This window comes from Ruegeria sp. D6 (assembly GCF_056534365.1).
Window position 1 is genome coordinate 78,494 of sequence record NZ_JBQFPH010000005.1, and the last position, 19,362, is coordinate 97,855.

General features: G+C 56.8%; 21 protein-coding genes. 8 read left to right on the forward strand and 13 right to left on the reverse strand.

All coding sequences use genetic code 11. The annotated features are described in order from the left end of the window. Window positions 1–2: 2 nt before the first annotated feature. Window positions 3–650: an RluA family pseudouridine synthase gene (locus ACR0A1_RS16375; protein ID WP_480868386.1), complete on the reverse strand. Its 648-nt coding sequence runs from the start codon at window positions 648–650 to the stop codon at window positions 3–5. 97 nt (window positions 651–747) lie between these two features. On the opposite strand from ACR0A1_RS16375, the gene ACR0A1_RS16380 reads away from it, so the two are divergent. Together ACR0A1_RS16380 and ACR0A1_RS16385 are read left to right on the forward strand one after the other, a co-directional pair. Continuing rightward, window positions 748–1,158 (forward strand): nuclear transport factor 2 family protein, encoded by a 411-nt coding sequence (locus tag ACR0A1_RS16380; protein WP_170398766.1) that lies wholly within the window; start codon window positions 748–750, stop codon window positions 1,156–1,158. A gap of 155 nt (window positions 1,159–1,313) precedes the next feature. After that, a complete protein-coding gene (locus ACR0A1_RS16385; RefSeq protein ID WP_480868388.1) occupies window positions 1,314–1,865 on the forward strand; it encodes an SGNH/GDSL hydrolase family protein in 552 nt (183 codons plus the stop codon). Here the strand turns inward: ACR0A1_RS16385 and rarD are convergent. The 9 genes from rarD to ACR0A1_RS16430 all read right to left on the reverse strand — a co-directional run bounded on the left by rarD (window position 1,862) and on the right by ACR0A1_RS16430 (window position 12,578). Next, complete coding sequence (gene rarD, locus ACR0A1_RS16390) at window positions 1,862–2,767, reverse strand: EamA family transporter RarD (protein WP_170398771.1); 906 nt, start codon at window positions 2,765–2,767, stop codon at window positions 1,862–1,864. The two genes, ACR0A1_RS16385 and rarD, sit on opposite strands and share 4 nt — an antisense overlap. Before the next feature lie 258 nt (window positions 2,768–3,025). Next, window positions 3,026–5,479, reverse strand: coding sequence for a GcvT family protein (locus ACR0A1_RS16395; RefSeq protein WP_480868390.1), 2,454 nt, complete (start codon window positions 5,477–5,479; stop codon window positions 3,026–3,028). Between the two features lie 89 nt (window positions 5,480–5,568). After that, window positions 5,569–6,549 (reverse strand): GlxA family transcriptional regulator, encoded by a 981-nt coding sequence (locus tag ACR0A1_RS16400; protein ID WP_480868392.1) that lies wholly within the window; start codon window positions 6,547–6,549, stop codon window positions 5,569–5,571. Between the two features lie 9 nt (window positions 6,550–6,558). After that, a complete protein-coding gene (locus ACR0A1_RS16405) occupies window positions 6,559–7,452 on the reverse strand; it encodes a homocysteine S-methyltransferase family protein (protein ID WP_170514791.1) in 894 nt (297 codons plus the stop codon). Window positions 7,453–7,463: 11 nt separating this feature from the next. Then, on the reverse strand, window positions 7,464–8,510 hold the full coding sequence (locus tag ACR0A1_RS16410; protein WP_170514794.1) for an alcohol dehydrogenase family protein: 1,047 nt from the start codon (window positions 8,508–8,510) through the stop codon (window positions 7,464–7,466). A 24-nt stretch (window positions 8,511–8,534) separates the two neighbouring features. After that, a complete protein-coding gene (locus ACR0A1_RS16415) occupies window positions 8,535–10,985 on the reverse strand; it encodes a GcvT family protein (RefSeq protein WP_480868394.1) in 2,451 nt (816 codons plus the stop codon). A 15-nt stretch (window positions 10,986–11,000) separates the two neighbouring features. Next, window positions 11,001–11,381, reverse strand: a complete 381-nt coding sequence (locus ACR0A1_RS16420) for a GFA family protein (protein ID WP_170406643.1) — start codon at window positions 11,379–11,381, stop codon at window positions 11,001–11,003. 4 nt (window positions 11,382–11,385) lie between these two features. Continuing rightward, the gene (locus ACR0A1_RS16425) at window positions 11,386–12,009 is read right to left on the reverse strand and encodes a LysE family translocator (RefSeq protein WP_170646731.1); all 624 of its coding nucleotides are present in this window, start codon (window positions 12,007–12,009) and stop codon (window positions 11,386–11,388) included. Beyond that, complete coding sequence (locus ACR0A1_RS16430) at window positions 12,009–12,578, reverse strand: helix-turn-helix domain-containing protein (RefSeq protein WP_480868397.1); 570 nt, start codon at window positions 12,576–12,578, stop codon at window positions 12,009–12,011. Before ACR0A1_RS16430 ends, ACR0A1_RS16425 begins: the two co-directional genes overlap by 1 nt. A gap of 117 nt (window positions 12,579–12,695) precedes the next feature. On the opposite strand from ACR0A1_RS16430, the gene ACR0A1_RS16435 reads away from it, so the two are divergent. Continuing rightward, window positions 12,696–12,980, forward strand: coding sequence for a DUF1294 domain-containing protein (locus tag ACR0A1_RS16435; protein ID WP_170406651.1), 285 nt, complete (start codon window positions 12,696–12,698; stop codon window positions 12,978–12,980). An 11-nt stretch (window positions 12,981–12,991) separates the two neighbouring features. Here the strand turns inward: ACR0A1_RS16435 and ACR0A1_RS16440 are convergent, their stop codons facing one another. Both ACR0A1_RS16440 and ACR0A1_RS16445 read right to left on the reverse strand, forming a co-directional pair. Further along, window positions 12,992–13,444 carry a GAF domain-containing protein gene (locus ACR0A1_RS16440; RefSeq protein ID WP_480567892.1) on the reverse strand — a complete coding sequence of 151 codons (453 nt, stop codon included), beginning with the start codon at window positions 13,442–13,444 and terminating at the stop codon, window positions 12,992–12,994. A 74-nt stretch (window positions 13,445–13,518) separates the two neighbouring features. After that, complete coding sequence (locus tag ACR0A1_RS16445; RefSeq protein WP_170508881.1) at window positions 13,519–14,691, reverse strand: acetyl-CoA C-acyltransferase; 1,173 nt, start codon at window positions 14,689–14,691, stop codon at window positions 13,519–13,521. Window positions 14,692–14,792: 101 nt separating this feature from the next. Between ACR0A1_RS16445 and ACR0A1_RS16450 the strand changes: the two genes are divergently transcribed. The 3 genes from ACR0A1_RS16450 (at window position 14,793) to ggt (ending at window position 17,393) form a co-directional block, all read left to right on the forward strand. After that, complete coding sequence (locus ACR0A1_RS16450; protein ID WP_480590898.1) at window positions 14,793–15,131, forward strand: STAS domain-containing protein; 339 nt, start codon at window positions 14,793–14,795, stop codon at window positions 15,129–15,131. Window positions 15,132–15,186: 55 nt separating this feature from the next. Next, the gene (locus ACR0A1_RS16455; protein WP_370644320.1) at window positions 15,187–15,603 is read left to right on the forward strand and encodes an ATP-binding protein; all 417 of its coding nucleotides are present in this window, start codon (window positions 15,187–15,189) and stop codon (window positions 15,601–15,603) included. 212 nt (window positions 15,604–15,815) lie between these two features. Then, a complete protein-coding gene (ggt, locus tag ACR0A1_RS16460; protein WP_480751848.1) occupies window positions 15,816–17,393 on the forward strand; it encodes a gamma-glutamyltransferase in 1,578 nt (525 codons plus the stop codon). Window positions 17,394–17,417: 24 nt separating this feature from the next. Here the strand turns inward: ggt and hspQ are convergent, their stop codons facing one another. Then, window positions 17,418–17,744, reverse strand: coding sequence for a heat shock protein HspQ (hspQ, locus tag ACR0A1_RS16465; protein WP_170398818.1), 327 nt, complete (start codon window positions 17,742–17,744; stop codon window positions 17,418–17,420). Window positions 17,745–17,824: 80 nt separating this feature from the next. On the opposite strand from hspQ, the gene ACR0A1_RS16470 reads away from it, so the two are divergent. Both ACR0A1_RS16470 and ACR0A1_RS16475 read left to right on the forward strand, forming a co-directional pair. Beyond that, window positions 17,825–18,706 carry an AEC family transporter gene (locus ACR0A1_RS16470; protein ID WP_480868401.1) on the forward strand — a complete coding sequence of 294 codons (882 nt, stop codon included), beginning with the start codon at window positions 17,825–17,827 and terminating at the stop codon, window positions 18,704–18,706. A gap of 60 nt (window positions 18,707–18,766) precedes the next feature. Beyond that, window positions 18,767–19,348, forward strand: coding sequence for a transglycosylase SLT domain-containing protein (locus ACR0A1_RS16475; RefSeq protein ID WP_480868403.1), 582 nt, complete (start codon window positions 18,767–18,769; stop codon window positions 19,346–19,348). The last annotated feature ends 14 nt before the right edge of the window (window positions 19,349–19,362 follow it).

Genomic DNA, 19,362 nt, shown 5'->3' on the forward strand with positions numbered 1-19,362 from the left:
AATCAGAATTCGGCTGGCGCGCGAAATTTCATCGACACCCCGCCTTCGGGATTTTTGAGGCGCAGTTCTTCCGAATGAAGCATCAACCGAGGGAAGTCGCGCGCCGCGCCATCGGCATAAAACGGATCACCCAAGATAGGATGCCCCAGCGCCTGCATATGAACCCGCAACTGGTGCGATCGTCCGGTCTTGGGAGACAGGCGAACACGCGTTGTCTCGCCCTCGTATTTAACCACGCGCCAATCCGTAACAGCAGGCTTGCCGGTGTCGTGACAGACCATCTGACGGGGGCGATTGGGCCAATCGACGATCAGCGGCAGATCAACCGTTCCCGTTTTTGGTTCTACCCGCCCCCATACGCACGCGACATAAGTTTTGCGGGTCTGGCGATTTTCGAACTGTAGCCCCAGATGCCGCTGGGCATGCGGCGTCTGTGCAAACACCATTACACCGGATGTATCCCGATCCAACCGATGCACCAGCAGCGCTTGTGGAAACGCAACTTGTACGCGGGTCAGCAGGCAATCAGCAAGATGCGCGCCCCGCCCCGGCACGGACAACAAACCCGCCGGCTTGTTCACCACGATCAATTGCGTGTCTTCAAACAGCACATCCAGAGGGGAGTTTGGGGGATCATAAGTTTCGCTCATGCGCGCTTGCCTATCTCAGGCGGCCCCCTCCCGCAACGTCGTCCTTGCGTGAGTGAAAAGGTTCAGCAACTCTTTGGTCAACAAGAGGGAAGACGGTATGCACCCGACGATCAAACGAATGCAAGAAGTGGTGGCCAAAGGCGATGAAGGCCTGATCCAAGAGTTGCTGGCCGAAGATGTGCGGTTTTCACCACCCACTTACTACAGCACCTGGACCGGGCGTGAACCTGTTGCAGCGGTTCTGGGTCATGTGGGTCAGGTGTTTTCCGAATTTCAGTATCGTCGGATCATGGGCGACGGCGACGATTGGGCATTGGAGTTTCAATGCAAAGTCGGTGCCTTGGACGCCGTGGGTGTAGACTTGATCACGCTGAACGCAGACGGACTTATTCAGGAATTTGAGGTCGTCATGCGTCCTTACAAGACCGTCGGAGCCTTGCGCGAAGCCATGATGGCACGAGTCATGAAAGATGCGCGCTTTCTAAAGTTCAAAGATGCGCTGAGCTAACGGTTCCTTTGCCTGTTGCCGCCGATCAGATTCTCAGAATTCCGCTTTTGCCTATTCTGGCCATTCAGGGGTTCGCGGTAAGACGCAATGCGCAATTTCTGCCAGAACCGACTGGTCCCCGCCAAGGGTGTGCAGGGCGCGGGCCCAGACTGCGCTTGTTGATCACTGGGGACAGCTCGGCCGCTGGCGTTGGGGCGGGCACACAAGGCCAGGCGCTATCCGGGCAACTGGTCGGCCGATTGGCAAAGCGTTATACCGTGGAATGGCGGCTTGAGGCGGCCACCGGGCATACCACTCAAAACACAATTGAGCAGCTGCAAGGGCTTTCCGAACAGTTTGATGTGGCCATAACGGCGCTGGGTGTGAACGACGTGACCCGAGCGGTAAGTAGACAGAGCTTTGAGGACCACCAAGCACGCCTATTGGACCTTCTGACCGGGCCGATGAAAGCCCGGCAGGTGATCGTGTCTGCGGTTCCTCAGATGGCGCGTTTTCCCGCTCTGCCTCAGCCTCTGGCCTGGTTTTTGGGGCAACAGGCTGCAAGGCTGGATCACGGCTTGCAGAAGGTGGCTGCAGCATATCCGCAAGTTTCACATCTGGCGCTGAACCTGCCCGATGACCCGGCGCTCGCCGCGCCGGACGGATATCATCCAAGTCCCAAGGCCTTTGCAATCTGGGCGGAACAGCTTGCCCAGCTCATTCGCTAGGCCTGAGACCGTATTTGCCGGATCATCGGGATCGAATATACAATCAACCCGGCCCAGATCAGGGGGAACGCGATCAATCTTGCCTGATCAATACGCTCTCCGAACAACGTGATCGCGGTGATAAAAATCATCGTGGGCGCGATGTACTGCAGGATACCCATCGTCGACAGACGCACCAGTTTGGCCCCATTGGCATAAAGCAGCAACGGAATTGCAGTCACCAGCCCCGCGCCCGCAAGCAGCGCAGTGTCTGACACGGCTGCTCCAAAATGCCCGGCACCACTTGTTCCAAGCCAGGTGACGTAGGCCAGGGCGGGTACCAGTAGAATCAGGACTTCCAACAAAAACCCTTGGTTGGGCCCGATCGGGAGGGAGCGCTTGAAGAACGCATAAAACCCCCAACTGAACATCAGGCCCAAAGCCGCCCAGGGTAAGCTTCCCGCCTGAAACACCAGTACCAACACCCCCAAAGCGGCCAACCCGACCGCAACCAACTGTGTTCGGTTCAGGGGTTCGCGCAGCAATATCGCACCCAACGCAATGCTGAACAAAGGGTTGATATAATAGCCCAAAGCCGCGTCCAGCGCATGCCCCGATGAAATCGCCCAGACATAAATCGCCCAGTTGACTGAGATCAGCGCCGCTGTAATTGCCGCCATACCCAACATTTTGGGATTGCGAAGTGCAGTTTTCAGATCGCCGGTCCGCCCGAGCGCTATCAGCAGCAGCCCGGCCACCGGCACCGACCAGATCACCCGATGCGCAACTACCTCGATCGGGCCGATATGCTCCATTGCTTTCATGTAAAGTGGCAGGAAGCCCCAAAGCACATAGGCCATCACAGCCAACGCCAGCCCTTTGGGCGTATCGGTATTGTTTGGTGGTACGCGGGTGTCTGCCACAGCGAGTCTCCGACTGATACCGTGTTTCTCTACGGCAAATCAGATGGGCTTGGGAACTATCAAAACTGTGAAGCAGGGCATCAAAGTTTCTGATAGGTCGCGCGTTCTGCAGCCAACCTATATGCGAAGCGCTGTCTCACGCTCATGGATATTGTTGGCCAGATGAGCAGGTGATCCCTTGTTGATCTGGCCAAAAATACTCTCGCGCGCGTCGCCCGTTACGGACGGTGGGGCAGAGCCTACCCCTGTCGATGTTTTCTAGACTTTGACCCGCTCGGATTTCGCATCGTACATCGGTTTCAACGACGCCTCTGCCTGGACTTTCACACCACAGACATCGATCTCATAGGTCGAGGCCAGCACGTCTGCAGGCTTTTCGCCCTCGCAGGGCACATAGCCCAGACCAATGGCACCACCCAGCGTGTGACCATAATTGCCCGAGCTAAGGTAACCTACATATTCACCATCGCGCACGATTGGTTCGTTGTGGAACAACAGTGGTTCGGGATCAGTCAGTCTAAACTGGACAAGCCGGTTCTTGGGCCCGCTTTCCTTTCGGGCCATCACCGCCTCGCGACCGATGAAATCGCTGCCTTTGTCCACTTTGACGGCAAATCCCAATCCCGCGTCGACCACGTGATCCTCGCAGGTGATGTCATGACCGAAATGGCGAAAACCCTTCTCGATCCGGCAACTGTCCATCATGTGCATGCCGCAGAGTTTCAGGCCCATATCTTGTCCGGCTTCGTGCAGCGCCTCAAAAACATGACCTGCCATGTCGGACGACACATAGATCTCCCACCCAAGCTCACCCACATAGGTCACCCTGTGGGCGCGAGCGAGACCCATACCGATCTCAATCTGTTGCGCCGTGCCAAAGGGGTTGGTCCTGTTCGAGAAATCAGCGGGCGAAACCTTTTCAAGCAATGCACGTGCATTCGGCCCCATGACGGCCAAAACGCCCTCGCCAGCGGTGACATCGGTGATGACCACATTGAAGCCGCCTGCATGACGCATCATCCAGGTCTGATCCGCCAATCGGGTCGCCGCGGGGGTGACGACCAGGTAGGCGGTCTCAGTCAACCGTGTGACCGTGACATCTGCTTCGATCCCACCGCTACGGTTTAGGAATTGGGTGTAGACGATCTTGCCATTGGGCACTGAATAATCGCCGCCGCCGATATAGTTCATGAATTTCTCGGCATCCGGCCCTTCGACGCGGATTTTGCCGAAGGACGACATGTCATACATGCCTACATTTTCGCGCACGGCACGGTGTTCGGCAGCCGAATTCTCGAACCAGTTCTGCCGTTTCCAGCTGTATTGATACTCCCGTTCCTGCCCTTCGTGGGCAAACCAATTGGCGCGCTCCCACCCAGCCAATTCGCCCATCACGGCACCCTGCTCGATCAAGTGGTGGTGAAACGGTGTCCGGCGCACACCGCGCGCGGTGGCCTTTTGGCGATAGGGATAGTGGTCGGCATAAAGCAGGCCGAGCGTCTCTTTCGAACGTTCAAAGAGGTACTGCTTGTTGCCCTGAAACGGCTGCATGCGACTGATGTCAACATCGCCCAGATCGAACGGTTTCTCGCCCGAGTCCATCCACTCGGCCAGTGCCATACCGGCACCACCCGCCGACTGAATACCGATCGAGTTGAACCCTGCAGCGACCCAAACGTTATCCATCTCGGGGGCGAGTCCCAAGTGATAGGCATCATCCGGCGTAAAGGATTCGGGGCCGTTAAAGAAGGTGTGAATCCCCGCCTCGGCCAACATCGGCATCCGATTGCAGGCCGCTTCGAGTATTGGTTCAAAGTGATCGAAATCCTCTGGCAACTGGTCGAATTCGAAACTGTCGGGGATGCCGTTCATCGCCCAGGGTTTTGCATTTGGCTCAAACGCGCCCAGCAGGATTTTTCCGGCATCCTCTTTGTAGTAGGCACATTCATCCGGTACGCGCAGCACCGGCAGTTGGGTCAGCCCGTCGATCCCTTCGGTCACGATATAGAAATGTTCGCAGGCGTGAAGCGGCACGTTCACACCTGCCATCTTACCAACCTCGTGGCCCCACATGCCCGCACAGTTCACCACCATGTCGCATTCGATATGGCCCGAGGAACTGCCATCGTCCGCAATCCAGTCCACGCCGGTGACTTTACGACCCTGCTTGACGATGTCGGTGACTTTCACACGTTCTTTGACGACACCACCGCGCTGACGCGCACCTTTAGCCAAAGCCAGAGCGATATTCGCTGGATCACCCTGCCCGTCCAAAGGCAAATAAACCGCCCCCTTGACCCCTTCGAGGTTGAGATGGGGATACAGCTCTTGCACACGATCATTGCCGATCTCTTCGACCTCAACCCCGAAAGCACGTGCCATGGCGGCCTGACGATAGATCTCTTCCTTGCGCTCTTCAGTCAGCGCCACCGTGATCGATCCGCAACGCTTGAACCCTGTGGCAACGCCAGTTTCTTCCTCAAGTGCGCCATATAGTTCCTGACTGTACTTAGCCAGCTTGGTCATGTTTGCGGTCGCGCGCAGCTGCGCAATCAGACCTGCAGCATGCCATGTGGTGCCGCTGGTCAGTTGCTTGCGCTCAAGCAGCACAACATCGGTCCACCCTTTCTTGGTAAGGTGATACGCGACCGAGCATCCGATGACGCCGCCGCCGATGATGACCACACGGGCCTTGGTGGGAAGATCAACCATCCTGATGTCTCCGCTGTCTCAGGTTTTTTGCAAAATGCCATGAAGGATCGACAAAAAAAGCGTCAAAAACGTCATCTCAATCGCGAAAATCACCTATATTCTGCACGTCTTTTTTGACGTCTCAGAACAAACGGAGTGACGCCAAAGACGCTTTTGTAAACGGATGAGAACCCGTTTGGAAAGCCGCACACCAAGCCGATTTCCCGCACGCTCATCGTTGTGTTCAAAAGCAGGTTGTTGGCTTTGGCCAAGCGCATTTCTCGGTAGAATCCGTTTGGAGTGGTTGCGAAAGTTGCCTTGAACTTGCGCTCAAGCGATCTGTTCGACACGTGTAACATGTCAACGATCTGATTGATCGGTAACGGTTCTTCGATATTCGCCTGCATCAGCTTGATACATTGATCCAGCTTTGCGTCACCTGTGGCTGTATTCCGAGCGCCCGAAAACGGCTGCATGGATGAGAAATCGCGGATGTTCTCGTGCAGCATGATATCCGCAACTGTCATCTTGGCGGCACCCGAAATGTACCGCCCAATCACCGCCAGTGCCACATCCGTCGTTGCCTCCATTCCCGCGCAGGTGACCACCGAACCCTGTTCGGTCGCAATTGAAAGCTTGGCCTCAAACCGCGCGCCACGTTCGCGTAAGAAAGAGGCGTTTTCCCAATGGGTTGCCATATGATCAGCGCCGTTTTCATCGATGTACCTGCTTGCCGCTTCGGCCAGCAAAAAGACCTGGGCTCCCCGGTACGTATAGTCGGGCACGACGCGACCTAAAGAAAGCTCTGGCTGATCCGGATCCGAGTTTCCGATCACAAACAGATAATCCGCATCGGGCTGCGCAGGTATGGTTTCGGTCGACACCGTCGCGCAACTGCTGCTTTCAACAGGCCCCCCCTTTCGGGACCGGTAAGTGAATGTGAACGGAGGATGCGCGCAAACCCGGTTAGCCAGGCGCAACACATCGACCAACGAGGCCAATTCAAGCAACACGAAACCGGGTGCAACCAGAATATCGAAATGCTGCTGATCCCGATCTTTTCGCCGTTCAGATTTGTTGCGGATCGACATGAGGCACACTCAAACAATTGTGTGCCCGGCCGCACGCAAACTGTCGGCAAGGGTTTCGATATGATCTGGCCCAACTTCGCAGCAACCGCCAACAATCGTCGCGCCCTGCGCCACCCAGCCCATGGCATGCTGCGCATAGGCGTCAGGGTCTAGGTCATGACGGCTTTCCAGAGAGTCAACCGTCGGGGCATCCTTCAAAAAACCGTCTTTGATACCAGTAAAGCCATTGGCATAAGCGCCGAACGGGCGACCCAGCTTTGCGATGATCTCCAGTGCAGCCGGAATCGCTTCCGGGCGCGCGCAGTTGATCAAAACGGCCTCGGGGGCGTAACGCGCAACAAGCGGGGCGATGTCCTCCAGCGCTTCGCCTGACCGCAATCGCGTGCCGTCATCATCCATAACCGACATTGCCAGCCAGACGGGTTTGCCGCAATTCTCGGTACCGCGAAGCGCACCTTCGGCTTCCAGAACCGAGGACACGGTTTCGATCAGGAATAGATCAACCCGGTCTGCCATCAGTTGAGCCAGCTCGGCAAATTTTTCAGCCGCATCGTCTGGGTCGGGGTTCAGATCGGGCCGGTAGCTGGCCAAAAGCGGACCAAGCGCACCAGCGATACGACCGTCAGTTCCCGCGCAAGCCTGCTCGGCCCGCGAAAGAGCAGCCTCGATCAGAAGTGGCATCTGGTCTTCGATCCCCTCACGCACCAGCCGCGAGCGGTGAATGGCATAGGTATTCGTGGTGGCAATCGTCGCGCCACTGCGGAAATAGGCCGCGTGAACTTCGGTCAGCAAGTCAGGTTTGTCGATCATCACCCGCGTTGACCACAAAGGCGTGGGCTGGTCACCGCTGCGTTTCACCAGTTCCTGCCCGATCGAACCATCTAAAAGCGTAATGTCAGCCATCTACCCCCCTTTCACGGTATTAATACCAGTTTCCCGGGCAAGGTCTTGGACATAAAATCCTCTTGCGCCTGAACAATGTCACGCAACGGGTAGGTTTTTGAGACCAAAGGCCTGATCCGACCTGCATTCATCAGCACAACAAGTCGGCCAAAGACTTCGGGAGGCTGATGGGTGCAGCCATGGATTGTGATGTCGCGCAGATAGATGTCTCGCAAATCGGCGCTGACGATGGGGCCAGCGATTGCACCTGACACCGCATAGTGCCCGCCGGGTTTCAGCGCCAGTATGAGATCGGGCCAAGCCGAGCCGCCCACCACATCGATGACGACATCGAACATATCCTTCGGCAGCTGCGCATCCCGTTCAAAGGTTGCCGACGCCCCCTGCGCTTTGACCACATCCGCCTTGGCAGCGCTTGTCACCCCCCAGACCGTCGCTCCTCGTAGCGCCGCGAGCTGGACCGCGGCGAGGCCCACACCGCCTGAAGCCCCTGTAATCAGCACTGTGTGGCCTGCCGACACACCAGCGCGAGTCAGCAGGTTTTCTGCGGTCCCAAACGCGCAGGGAATAGCGGCGATTTCCACGTCTGATAGGGGCGAGGCGGTCACATCATAGAGATCATTGCTATCGACCAGACAGTATTGGGCAAACGCTCCGTCGATTTCTGAACCAAGCGCGATAAAACCATGCGGTCTACCCGGCCCCGGGCGTGGCAAGTTGATAGGACAGGTCACGCGTTGGCCGGGCTTGAACGCTGCCCCCGGTCCAATCTCTTCAACAATCCCACACAGATCACCGCCTTGGATGCGGGGAAAGTGCAGCGCACCTCCCCACCCGCCGGCCTCAACCTGCTGATCTACCGCATCCGTCGCTTCTGTAACATCCGACGAGTACCAGCCGATCCGCGTGTTGATGTCGGTGTTGTTGACCCCGGCAGCGGCGACGCGCACCAGAACCTGCCCTGGACCGGGGGTCGGAACGGGGACGTCTTCCCGCCATTCCAACACCTCAGGACCTCCATGGCCAGTCAGATATACGCCTTCCATCTGCCGGGTCATATCAGCGCCTTTCTGTCGTAGGGGTCAGGCCCTCAACCGTTCATTTGCAGGATCCCAGAGCGGCTGATCCTCCTGAACAACAGCACGACATTTCTGTCCGTAGATTTCAACCTCTAGCTCAGTTCCCGGGACAGCCAGATCTGCGCGCACCATGCCCAGCGCGACCGAGGCACCAATGCGATACCCCCACGCACCCGATGTGGTTTCACCCACGATCTCATCACCGCTCCAGATGCAGGACATGTAAGGCGCATCGACCTCACCTGCGTCCACGATCAGAGTGACAAAGGACTTTTTAACGCCTTGCTGTTTTTCGTTCTGAATGGCTGCTTTGCCAACAAAATCCTGTGGTTTATCGAGCTTGACAAAGCGCCCCAAACCACCTTCCAGCAGAGAGTAATCTGTGCTTAGGTCGCCTTTCCACGCGCGATAGCCTTTCTCGATCCGCAGCGAATTCAACGCATACATGCCAAAGGGTCTCGCTCCGGCAGCCAGCACAGCTTCGTAGATGGCGGGCATCGCATCATTTTCAGCATGGATTTCCCAACCCAACTCACCCGCGAAAGATACACGGATCAGGAAGGCATCCTGCCCGGCCACTTTGGCGAATTGGTGGGTCAGCCACCCTTGCTGCAAATCTGCATCGGTGATGCCGGACAATACATTCCGCGTCATCGGTCCGGTCACGATCAGTGTGTCGCGCTCGGTTGTGGTTTCCCGAACGGTCACACCTTCGGGCACCGAATTGCGGATCAAATCACCATCGTGCCACTGTGCCGTGGCAGCAGTGATTAGGACGAAATTGTTCTCAGCCAGACGGATACAGGACAGCTCGGTCAAAATGCGCCCTCTTTCATCCGAGACATAGATCAGATTCATGCGCCCTGCTTTAGGGATACCTCCGGTACAGAAGCCACGCAGCCAGTCATCCGCCCCCTCGCCTTGTATCCAGAACCGCGAGAAGCCCGGCAGATCCAGCACCCCGCAGTGATCGCGCACGGCTTCGCATTCTTCTTTGACCCGTTGCTCCCAGGGGCCCGAACGTCCCCAGGTATGGGTGGCTTCCAGTGACGTGTCATCGCCGGTTTGCGCAAACCAGTTTGCGCGTTCCCAGCCGTTGTACGCGCCCATGACACCGCCCAATTCCTTGACCTTGGCGTGCACAGGCGAGACCTTCTTGTCGCGTGCGGCAGGCCATTCGTGATGTGGGAAATGCATGGCGTATTCGTTGCCGTAGACTTCCATCCCTTTCTGATTGCAGTAGTCCTGATCGGTGTAGTCGGTGTAACGACGCGGATCGACGGCCCACATATCCCATTCGGTGTGACCATCGACGATCCATTCGGCCAGAACTTTGCCTGCACCACCACCTTGGGCGATACCGAAAGTGAAGGTATGAGCCTCGAACGCGTTTGTCACACCCGGCATCGGGCCAATCAACGGCAGACCATCTGGCGCATAGGGGATCGGGCCATTGATGACGCGACCAACGCCCGAGGTTGCCATCAGCGGAACCCGTTCCATTGCATCGGTGACGATATCCTCGATCCGGTCCAGATCATCGTTCCACAGTTGGAAGCTGAAATCCTCGGGCATCGGGTCATCCTCGGTCATCCAGTGGCCCTTGCAATTAGGCTCATAAGGGCCAAGGTTGAAGCCATTCTTCTCTTGCCGCAGGTAGTACGAGATATCGACATCGCGCAGCAGCGGCAGCTTCTTGCCACCATTTTCTTTTGACCACGCTTCGATTTCGGGAACTTCGTCAGTCAGCAGATACTGATGGCTCATGACCATGGCCGGGACGGTGCGGCCGCCAAAGGGTTTGAACCATTCCCCTACGCGCTGCGCATAGTAACCGGCGGCGTTCACCACATAATCGCAGGCAATATCACCCTTTTCGGTATGTACGGTCCATGTGCCGTCGTCCTGCTGTGTCACACCGGTTGCCGGGCAGAATCGGATGATCTTTTGCCCCATATCCCGCGCTCCCTTGGCCAGAGCCTGAGTCAGCTGCGCCGGGTCAATGTCACCATCGGTCGGGTCATACAGAACGCCTTCAAGATCATGGGTCTCCAGGAAAGGATAGCGTTCCTTGGCCTCTTCCGGTGTCCACATCTCCATCGGGATGCCTTGATAGCGGCCCATAGACATGGCCCGTTCGAATTCCTGCATCCGCTCCTTGCTGTGCGCCAGACGAATTGACCCGGAAACGTGGTAGTTCATCGGATAGTCGACCTCGTCCGCGAGGCGCGAATACAGTTCGGTCGAATAGCGCTGCATGTTCATGATCGCCCACGAAGTCGAAAACGTCGGAACGTTACCCGCCGCGTGCCATGTCGAGCCTGCGGTCAGTTCGTTCTTTTCCAGCAGAACACAATCCGTCCAGCCCTTCTTGGCCAGATGATACAGCGATGAACAGCCCACAACGCCGCCGCCGATGATGACCACACGGGCCTTGGTTGGAAAATCACTCATGTGTTTGGTTCCCTATTAGTGTGCCCGCTGGGGCAGGTCGTCTTTGATGTCATAGTAATCGCCCTTGTCCGCAACGAAGATGTGCTGGGCGAGTTTCAACCCGGTCGGCTCATCCAATGAGCCCACGGAAATTGCGATCGTGTCCTCGTCATTGTGCTGCCAGAAGAGGAACGAGCCACAAGCGCGGCAAAATCCGCGCTTGGCAATGTCAGAGGCGCGATACCAGCCCAGCGTTTCGCTGGTGGTAAAGCTGAGATTGTCCTGTTGCGTAACGGTCGAGGCCCACAGGTGACCCGACTGTTTGCGACACTGCCCGCAATGGCAGGCATTTGGTGGCGTGAGGTCTCCGTCAACAACAAAAGCGACCGCGCCGCACAGGCAGGAACCGGTATGCATGTCTTTATCCCCTCGCTGTCGGCGTCGAACTGGCACCCAGCAAAACGCCATAAATGATGAAACAGGTCGCCATCACGCGGCGTACCCAGATATTGAACACCGCCCCCAACGCAGCCTTGCCCATCAGCGCCCCCAGCGAGGTGAACCCGGTATAGCTGAGCGTCGTGATGACCAGTGCCGTCGGCATGATCACCGCCATCTGCTGCCAGATGGGTACATTCGGCTGCACAAATTGCGAAAACGCCGCAAGGTATCCTGCGACGCTTTTGGGGTTGATCGTGGCAACAGCCAACGCGTGAAAGTAAACATGCCGCGCCGGACGCTCTGACGCCGGAGCGGGTTTCGCTGCGTTCATCCAACCGCGAATGCCCATCCAGATCAGAAACCCGGCCCCGATCAGCTTGGCGACAAAGAAACCTGTTGGCGACGCGGCAATCAACGCAGTGATCCCCACTGCCGAGAGGATCAGGAACGCACTTGCCTGCGTTAGAATAGCCAGTACACCCAGCATAGCTTTTGGGAATGGCAGGCTCATCCCATTTGAGATGCAATTAACCGCATTCGGCCCCGGGGTGGTCACGAACACCACCCAGAACAAAGCGAATATGGTCCAGGCCTCGAAACTCATCAGTACACCGGTGGGGCGATAACCCAGATGGCCACAGCGGGCTCATCAAAGGGGTTGGACCAAGTGTAGGGCTCGTGCTTGATCCGGAAGCTATCGCCGGGGCCGACCTGAAAGCGGCGCGAGCCGATCGTCAGTTCCAGACGGCCTGAAACTATATAGCCGACTTCCTGCGTCGGCCGGTTTGCCGGGGTCTGCATCTGCGAATGCGGCTCAAAGGTCGAATGCACCATCTCGAAATCGTCGGTCAGGTCAGGCGAAAGCAGTTCTTCGATCAACCCTTCTTCGCCAGAGCCCATCGGGCGACGGGACCCTGCCCGCACAATATACCCTTGCTCATCCACCGGCGCAGCGGAATGGGCAAACAGCATCGACATCGGCACACCCAGACATTCGGCAATCTGGCGTAGATCCGAAATCGATGGCTCGGACATGTCACGCTCGACCTGGCTGAGCCAGCCAACGGACCGATCCAATCGGTTGGCGATCTCAGTCAGAGTCAGCCCGCGCGCCTTGCGCAGTGCGCGCAGATCGGCACCGAGGGATGCGCTATGAGGGGCTTGCGAATTCAAGTTGCGCTCCGAGTCTGCGTGAAATTTTCTGTTACTTTTTCACGGTGCCTCGAATCGGTGAAATTTCCAAGCATTTTTTCACTTGGGTCTGCAAATTTAGTTGGCTATGCACGGTCCATGTGGATTGCCGTAATCTATCTTTGGGCCATTAATGCCCTGACTTTGATGGCGTTTGGCTGGGATAAGCTGCGCGCGCGCCGTAGAAGGCGACGCATCCCCGAGCGGCGCTTGTTATGGTTGGCGGCACTAGGTGGCAGCTTGGCCGCGCTACTGGGTCGCTGGATCTTCGGGCACAAGACCCGCAAGCGCGGTTTCTCGGCTTGGCTATACACGATCACAGCGTTTCAGGCCGGGCTTTGCTATCTGATTATGTCCCGAGATCTTGGCGCATTTTTGCGATAGGTCGGAACCCTCTAACGCGCAAATACATCCGTTAGAATAGCACCAAGTGCGGTCGCATCATCTTTGGTAAACGCGTCGGGCTGGTCGCTGTCGATATCAAAGACAGCGATCACGTTACCATTCGCATCCCGCACCGGTAGAACCAACTCGGACCGAGTGGATGACGCACAAGCGATATGGCCGGGGAAAGCATCTACATCCGAAACCAATTGCACTTGCCCTGAACGGGCAGCCGCACCACACACACCGCGTTCAAAAGGGATTACTAGGCAGCCATGCCCCCCCTGATAAGGCCCGATCTTTAGCACTTCGGGCTCAGTTACGCGGTAAAATCCCGTCCAGTCGAATCGGTCGTCCGAGTGATGCACTTCGCATGCCACCGTAGCCATCAATGCAACCTCGTCGGTTTCACCGTCGGTCAAGGCGGCTATGGTTTTGGCGAGTGTGTCGTAGTCGGCTTTCATGTTGGTAGACCTTGCATCCGGGGAACTGCGGGCGCTGCCGCCAATTCCCCGAGTATTTGCAAAAAGACAAAGCGTCAAACGCGTTCTATTGCGATGGCCGTCCCTTCTCCGCCGCCAATGCAGATTGCAGCGACACCGCGCTTGAGATTTCGCTTTTCCAGCGCATTGAGCAGCGTGACCATAATCCGAGCCCCCGAGGCACCTATCGGGTGGCCAAGCGCACATGCGCCGCCATTCACATTCACGATCTCACGGGACAAGCCCATTTCGTGCATGAAGGCCATCGGTACCACGGCGAAGGCTTCGTTAACCTCCCACAAATCGACATCCTCTTTTTTCCAACCGATACGGTCCAACAATTTCTGCGCTGCCGGAACCGGAGCAGTTGTGAACAGCCCCGGTGCCTGCGCGTGACTGGCGTGGCCAAGAATTCGTGCGCGCACGGTCAGGCCCTGCTGTTCTGCCGCCTCTGCCGAGGCAAGCACAAGGGCGGCTGCGCCATCCGAGATCGAAGAAGAATTGGCCGCCGTTACCGTTCCATCCTTGCGAAAGGCTGGTTTCAGTGTGGGTATCTTCTCGGGCCGCGCCGATTTTGGTTGCTCATCCGCGTCCAGCACAACCTCGCCTTTACGAGTCTGAATCTTGACCTGTGTAATTTCCTGGTCGAACGCATTATTTTCCTGCGCGGACAGCGCGTTCGAAAGCGATCGCAGGGCGTATTCGTCCTGCGCCTCGCGCGTGAACTGATAGGATTCGGCACAGTCCTCGGCAAACGTGCCCATTAGCCGACCTTTGTCATAGGCGTCTTCGAGCCCGTCCAGAAACATGTGATCGACGACCTGCCCATGTCCGATCCGGGCGCCACCGCGCATCTTGGGCAGCAGATAGGGCGCGTTGGTCATGCTCTCCATCCCGCCAGCGACCATGGTCTGAGTATGGCCCAAAGCGATCTGATCAAACGCGATCATTGCGGCCTTCATGCCTGAACCGCACATTTTGTTGAGCGTTGTGGCAGGTACATCTTCTCCCAGACCGGCGGCAAACCCAGCCTGACGCGCCGGGGCCTGTCCCTGGCCGGCAGGCAGGACGCAGCCCATCAGCACCTCATCCACGGTCCGAATGCCAGCACCCTCCAGCGCTGCGCGGATAGCAGCACCGCCCAGATCAGCAGCGGCGACGCCGTCAAACATGCCCTGAAAGCCGCCCATTGGTGTACGCGCGGCACCTGCTATCACAACCTCGTTCATCCGAAATCTCCTTGAACTTTCCAGCCTATGGATACCGAATGGTAAGAATTACCGTCTAGCGTATTTCTACCATCATTTTGCATTGCCAAAGGCGGACGAACATGGGGCTCAGCAGCGAGATCACCGGCGAGACACAGATAATATCCGTTCATTGTGATCGAATTGATGCCGCGATGGCGATTCAATTCAAGGAAGATATGCGCGCGGAAACCCAAACCCCTGCCAAACGGGTGGTGTTGGATTTGTCTTCTGTCGAATTCATCGACTCCAGCGGTCTGGGCGCCATTGTCGCCTCGATGAAACAATTGGAGAAAGGGCGCAGATTGGATCTGGCCGGGTTGCGCCCGATCGTTGAAAAAGTGTTCCGCCTGACCCGCATGGACACCGTGTTCAGACTGTTCAAATCGCTGGATGAGGCGATCGGCGCTGGTGCAGACTGACGATCGGCAGAGGTGGAACAGCGTGTGCTCGAATTGCAAACAAAACTGCCTGGAGGTGAGCTTTCCCGCGACACAAGTGCAGGCCAGCGCAGGGATCGCGGCGTTAAGCGCACGGCTGGCGGCGCAGGGATTGCCGGAAAGCAAAGCAGATGACGTAAGAATCGCGCTGACGGAAGCGATCAACAACGTGGTCGAACATGCCTATGCCGGGGTGGCCGCCGCTGACGTTCAAATCGATTGCTCATTATGTGCAAAGAAGCTGGTGATTCAGATCACCGATACCGGCGACCCGATGCCTGAATTGCGGATACCGAGCGGCACTCCACCATCTGTCGACACTGCTTTGCAGGACCTGCCCGAGGGCGGCTTTGGCTGGCACCTGATTCATCAACTTGCCAGCGACATACAATATGAACGCAAAAGCGGCGGGAACCTGCTCTGCTTGCGGTTCGACTTTGACGAGATGCCCTAGCAGGCATCAAATGGCCACAATAAGGCCTAGATCGAACCATTGTCGCGCCGCAAACAAAGGTCATAAGTAAGGGGTAGCTCAGATAGCTTCCCTCGGCGCCTAGCGTCACAGCCCCCACCCAGTGAGCGGCGCCGAGGACCTCCTTCCTCTGATAGCATTGGACAATTCCCAGCTGCGGCTTAGTGTCTGCGTGTTTGCAGAAGGAAAGACCCATGCGCGATTTTCACAAGACAGGCCGTTCTGAAGTTTTGGCAACCGAAGGGATGTGCGCAACGTCCCATCCGTTGGCCGCCAAAATCGCGCTGGATATTCTGCAGCAGGGCGGCAATGCCATGGACGCAGCCATTGCAGGCGCAGTGCTTCTGGGAATTTGCGAGCCGCAAATGACCGGCTTGGGTGGAGATTGCTTTGTTCTGTACAATCGCGCAGGCGAGCAGACTGTTCGCGCACTAAACGGTTCGGGTCGGGCCGCGGCAGCAGCGGATGCACAGGCATTGCGGGATCGCGGTTCAAATTCGGTTCCCGAGACCAGCCCGGATGCCGTGACAATTCCCGGAGCGGTTGAGGCATTCTGCCGTTTAGCAAAAACCGAAGGTCGGCTGGGCCTGGAAGCAATCCTGCAACCCGCAATCCATTATGCCGAGTCAGGTGTTCCGGTGGCTCCACGCGTTGCCTTTGATTGGAAGAACGGCGCATCCACCCTGCAAGGCGCGGCCCGTGATCATTACCTGATTGACGGCAAACCCCTGCAAACCGGGCAGGTTTTTCGCGCCCCCGGTCAGGCAGAAGTTCTTCGGCGCGTGGCCCAACACGGTCAAAAGGCATTTTATTCTGGTGAGATTGCCGATGACATGCTTGCGGCCCTTTCCGATCTGGGTGGAGTACAGACTGCGCAGGATTTCGCGGCCGTGCAAAGCGATGAAACTGTGCCCGTCAGCGGAGATTATGGCGGTGTCGAACTGGTCGAGCACCCACCGAATGGTCAGGGCGCGACGGCAATCCTGTTGCTGAATATCTTGAAGCACTTCGATCTGGCCGCAATGGACCCTTGGGGGGCTGAACGCGTACATATCGAAGCCGAGGCCAGCAAACTGGCCTACGACGCACGCAATCGTTTCATCGCCGATCCCGACCACAGCACGCGGATGGCTCATTTTCTTGCACCTGAGACAGCCGCCCAACTTGCCGCGCTGATCAATCCGAAACGCGCCATGGCTGCCGCCGCTCCCTTGACCGAGTCTGTTCACAAAGACACCGTCTATATCACCGTGGTTGACCGGGATCGCATGGCCGTTTCACTTATTTATTCGATCTACCACGGGTTCGGGTCGGGCATCGCTTCGGAAAAGTTCGGCATTTTGCTGCAGAATCGGGGTGCTGGTTTCAACCTCGAACCCGGTCATCCAAATGAGCTTGCCGGTGGAAAGCGACCAATGCACACAATCATACCGGGAATGTTGCGCGCCCAAGGCCGCATCGCGATGCCCTTTGGTGTCATGGGAGGTGCCTATCAACCAACCGGACACGCGCGGCTAGTGTCAAATCTCACGGATTTCGACATAGAGCTGCAGGAAGCCATCGATGCGCCTCGGGCATTTGCAGATGGGGGTGTTCTGAAAATTGAGCGAGGCTATTCCGATGCCGTTCTGCAACAATTATCCGATATGGGGCACACTGTCCAAATACCGGAAACGTCTCTGGGTGGTGCGCAAGCCATTCGAATCTGTTCAAACGGAGTTCTGGAAGGTGCTAGCGATCCCCGTAAAGATGGTTGCGCATTAGGCTACTGACACACGCCATTATGACGGACATATTCAGTTCAACTGAAAGTGCAGCGGATAAGATCCATCCTGAAACGGGCCGAACATGTTGGGGATATCGGGATGGTCTACCGGCTCACCCGATTGGTCCTCAACCAGATTTTGTTCTGAAACATAAGCGACATAGAAGGATTGATCATTCTCAGCCAGCAAATGATAGAACGGCTGATCCTTCAGCGGGCGACTGTCTTCAGGAATGGCCTGATACCATTCCTCCGAGTTCGAGAATTCCGGATCGACATCAAAAATAACCCCTCGAAAAGGGTGTCTACGGTGTCGAACCACCTGTCCCAGGCGGTACTTGGCTTGTGTCTTTAGCATTGTTTCGGCCCCCAAAGCATTTAGTACATCTTTTCGGGCAGAAAAGCCAACCAATGAGCTGAAATTCGGGGAAACAGTCTGTGAACCTACTCCTAACAGTGTTCGAAATCGTTGCCCCGGTGTTCCTTCTGGCCGGGATCGGGTTTGCGTGGGTCAAGCTCGGCTTCGAGTATCGGTTACAATTTGTCACGCGGTTTGCGGTGACGCTTGCAGTGCCCAGCCTGATCTTCGTAGCTTTGATGCAAACCGACATTCCTGGCGGTGAATTGACCGTTTTCACGCTCGCTGCGATTGCATCACATGTTGCTTTGGCGGTGGTTTTCTGGGTCATTGTACGTGCCTCAGGGCTTGAGCAGCGGACCTATCTGTCACCTCTTATCTTCGGTAACACTGGGAATCTGGGCCTGCCTTTGTGCATCTTTGCCTTTGGGCAGGCTGGGTTGGGTTTCGCGGTGATCTTTTTGGCCGTTACGGCTCTGTTTTCTTTTACCTACGGTATCTATCTGGTCGCGGGGCGCGGCGCCTTTGGCAAGGTTCTGCGCGAGCCGATGGTCTGGGCCACGCTGCTGGGGGCATTGTTTCTGTGGCGTGGATGGCAGACGCCACTGTTTCTAACCAACACGCTGGAACTGTTGGGCCAGATGGCGGTGCCTATGATGCTGATCACCCTTGGGGTCGCGATTGCACGCCTGACAACACAGAAGCTGCAACAGGCTATATGGTTGTCCCTGCTGAAACTCGCGGTGTGCTTCGGGTTGGGCTGGACTCTTGCCATCAGTTTTGGACTGGGTCCTGTAGCCTTCGGAGTTCTGGTTTTGCAAATGTGTGCGCCGGTCGCCGTCACCTCATACCTGCTGGCAGAGCGGTTTGATGTGGATTCCGACGCGGTTGCAGGCATGGTCATGGTCTCGACAGTATTGTCGGTCGCCGCATTACCGATAATTCTCGCTATTATTCTGTAACGATTGTGATTTCCTCAGAGCTCAATCTGCGCTAGAATAAAGAAAAAAGGCACGAGGCACATGAGCAGAATTCTTTTCCTACTCTTCGGGGTGCTGCTTTTGGCATCCTGTGGTGGCGGGTCCAAACAGCCACCGAGCAGACTGAATGACGCGTGCAGCATTGCGCGCGAAAAACCCGATTATATCAAGGCTTTCAAAAGCACCGAGCGCAAATGGGGTGTCCCCGTTCACGTTCAGATGGCCACGATTTACCAAGAAAGCCGTTATCGCGCAGATGCGCGCACACCGCACAAATACGTGCTGGGCGTCATCCCGATGGGTCGCCAAAGCAGTGCTTACGGCTATGGTCAGGCACTTGATGGCACGTGGGAGCAGTATCAACGCGAAACCGGCAAACGCCGCGCCAAGCGGGATCGCATCCGTGATGCGTCGGATTTCATTGGCTGGTACATGAACAAAAGCTATGAGCGGAACGGGATTCATCCCACCGACGCGCGTAACCAATACCTGGCCTATCACGAAGGGCAAACCGGCTACGCGCGCGGCAGCTACAACAGCAAATCTTGGCTGTTGAACGTTGCGAATGATGTAGACGCCCGAGCGCAACTGTATCAGGCGCAGCTGGCGAACTGCCGTTACTAAACAAACCCTGTCAG

Bases quoted from the DNA above. Each gene is read 5' to 3' on its own strand.
- ACR0A1_RS16375 (WP_480868386.1), bottom strand. From the start codon at position 650: ATGAGCGAAACTTATGATCCCCCAAACTCCCCTCTGGATGTGCTGTTT.
- ACR0A1_RS16380 (WP_170398766.1), top strand. From the start codon at position 748: ATGCACCCGACGATCAAACGAATGCAAGAAGTGGTGGCCAAAGGCGAT.
- ACR0A1_RS16395 (WP_480868390.1), bottom strand. From the start codon at position 5,479: ATGGTTGATCTTCCCACCAAGGCCCGTGTGGTCATCATCGGCGGCGGC.
- ACR0A1_RS16400 (WP_480868392.1), bottom strand. From the start codon at position 6,549: ATGTCGATCCGCAACAAATCTGAACGGCGAAAAGATCGGGATCAGCAG.
- ACR0A1_RS16405 (WP_170514791.1), bottom strand. From the start codon at position 7,452: ATGGCTGACATTACGCTTTTAGATGGTTCGATCGGGCAGGAACTGGTG.
- ACR0A1_RS16410 (WP_170514794.1), bottom strand. From the start codon at position 8,510: ATGACCCGGCAGATGGAAGGCGTATATCTGACTGGCCATGGAGGTCCT.
- ACR0A1_RS16415 (WP_480868394.1), bottom strand. From the start codon at position 10,985: ATGAGTGATTTTCCAACCAAGGCCCGTGTGGTCATCATCGGCGGCGGC.
- ACR0A1_RS16420 (WP_170406643.1), bottom strand. From the start codon at position 11,381: ATGCATACCGGTTCCTGCCTGTGCGGCGCGGTCGCTTTTGTTGTTGAC.
- ACR0A1_RS16425 (WP_170646731.1), bottom strand. From the start codon at position 12,009: ATGAGTTTCGAGGCCTGGACCATATTCGCTTTGTTCTGGGTGGTGTTC.
- ACR0A1_RS16435 (WP_170406651.1), top strand. From the start codon at position 12,696: ATGTGGATTGCCGTAATCTATCTTTGGGCCATTAATGCCCTGACTTTG.
- ACR0A1_RS16440 (WP_480567892.1), bottom strand. From the start codon at position 13,444: ATGAAAGCCGACTACGACACACTCGCCAAAACCATAGCCGCCTTGACC.
- ACR0A1_RS16445 (WP_170508881.1), bottom strand. From the start codon at position 14,691: ATGAACGAGGTTGTGATAGCAGGTGCCGCGCGTACACCAATGGGCGGC.
- ACR0A1_RS16450 (WP_480590898.1), top strand. From the start codon at position 14,793: ATGGGGCTCAGCAGCGAGATCACCGGCGAGACACAGATAATATCCGTT.
- ggt (WP_480751848.1), top strand. From the start codon at position 15,816: ATGCGCGATTTTCACAAGACAGGCCGTTCTGAAGTTTTGGCAACCGAA.
- hspQ (WP_170398818.1), bottom strand. From the start codon at position 17,744: ATGCTAAAGACACAAGCCAAGTACCGCCTGGGACAGGTGGTTCGACAC.
- ACR0A1_RS16475 (WP_480868403.1), top strand. From the start codon at position 18,767: ATGAGCAGAATTCTTTTCCTACTCTTCGGGGTGCTGCTTTTGGCATCC.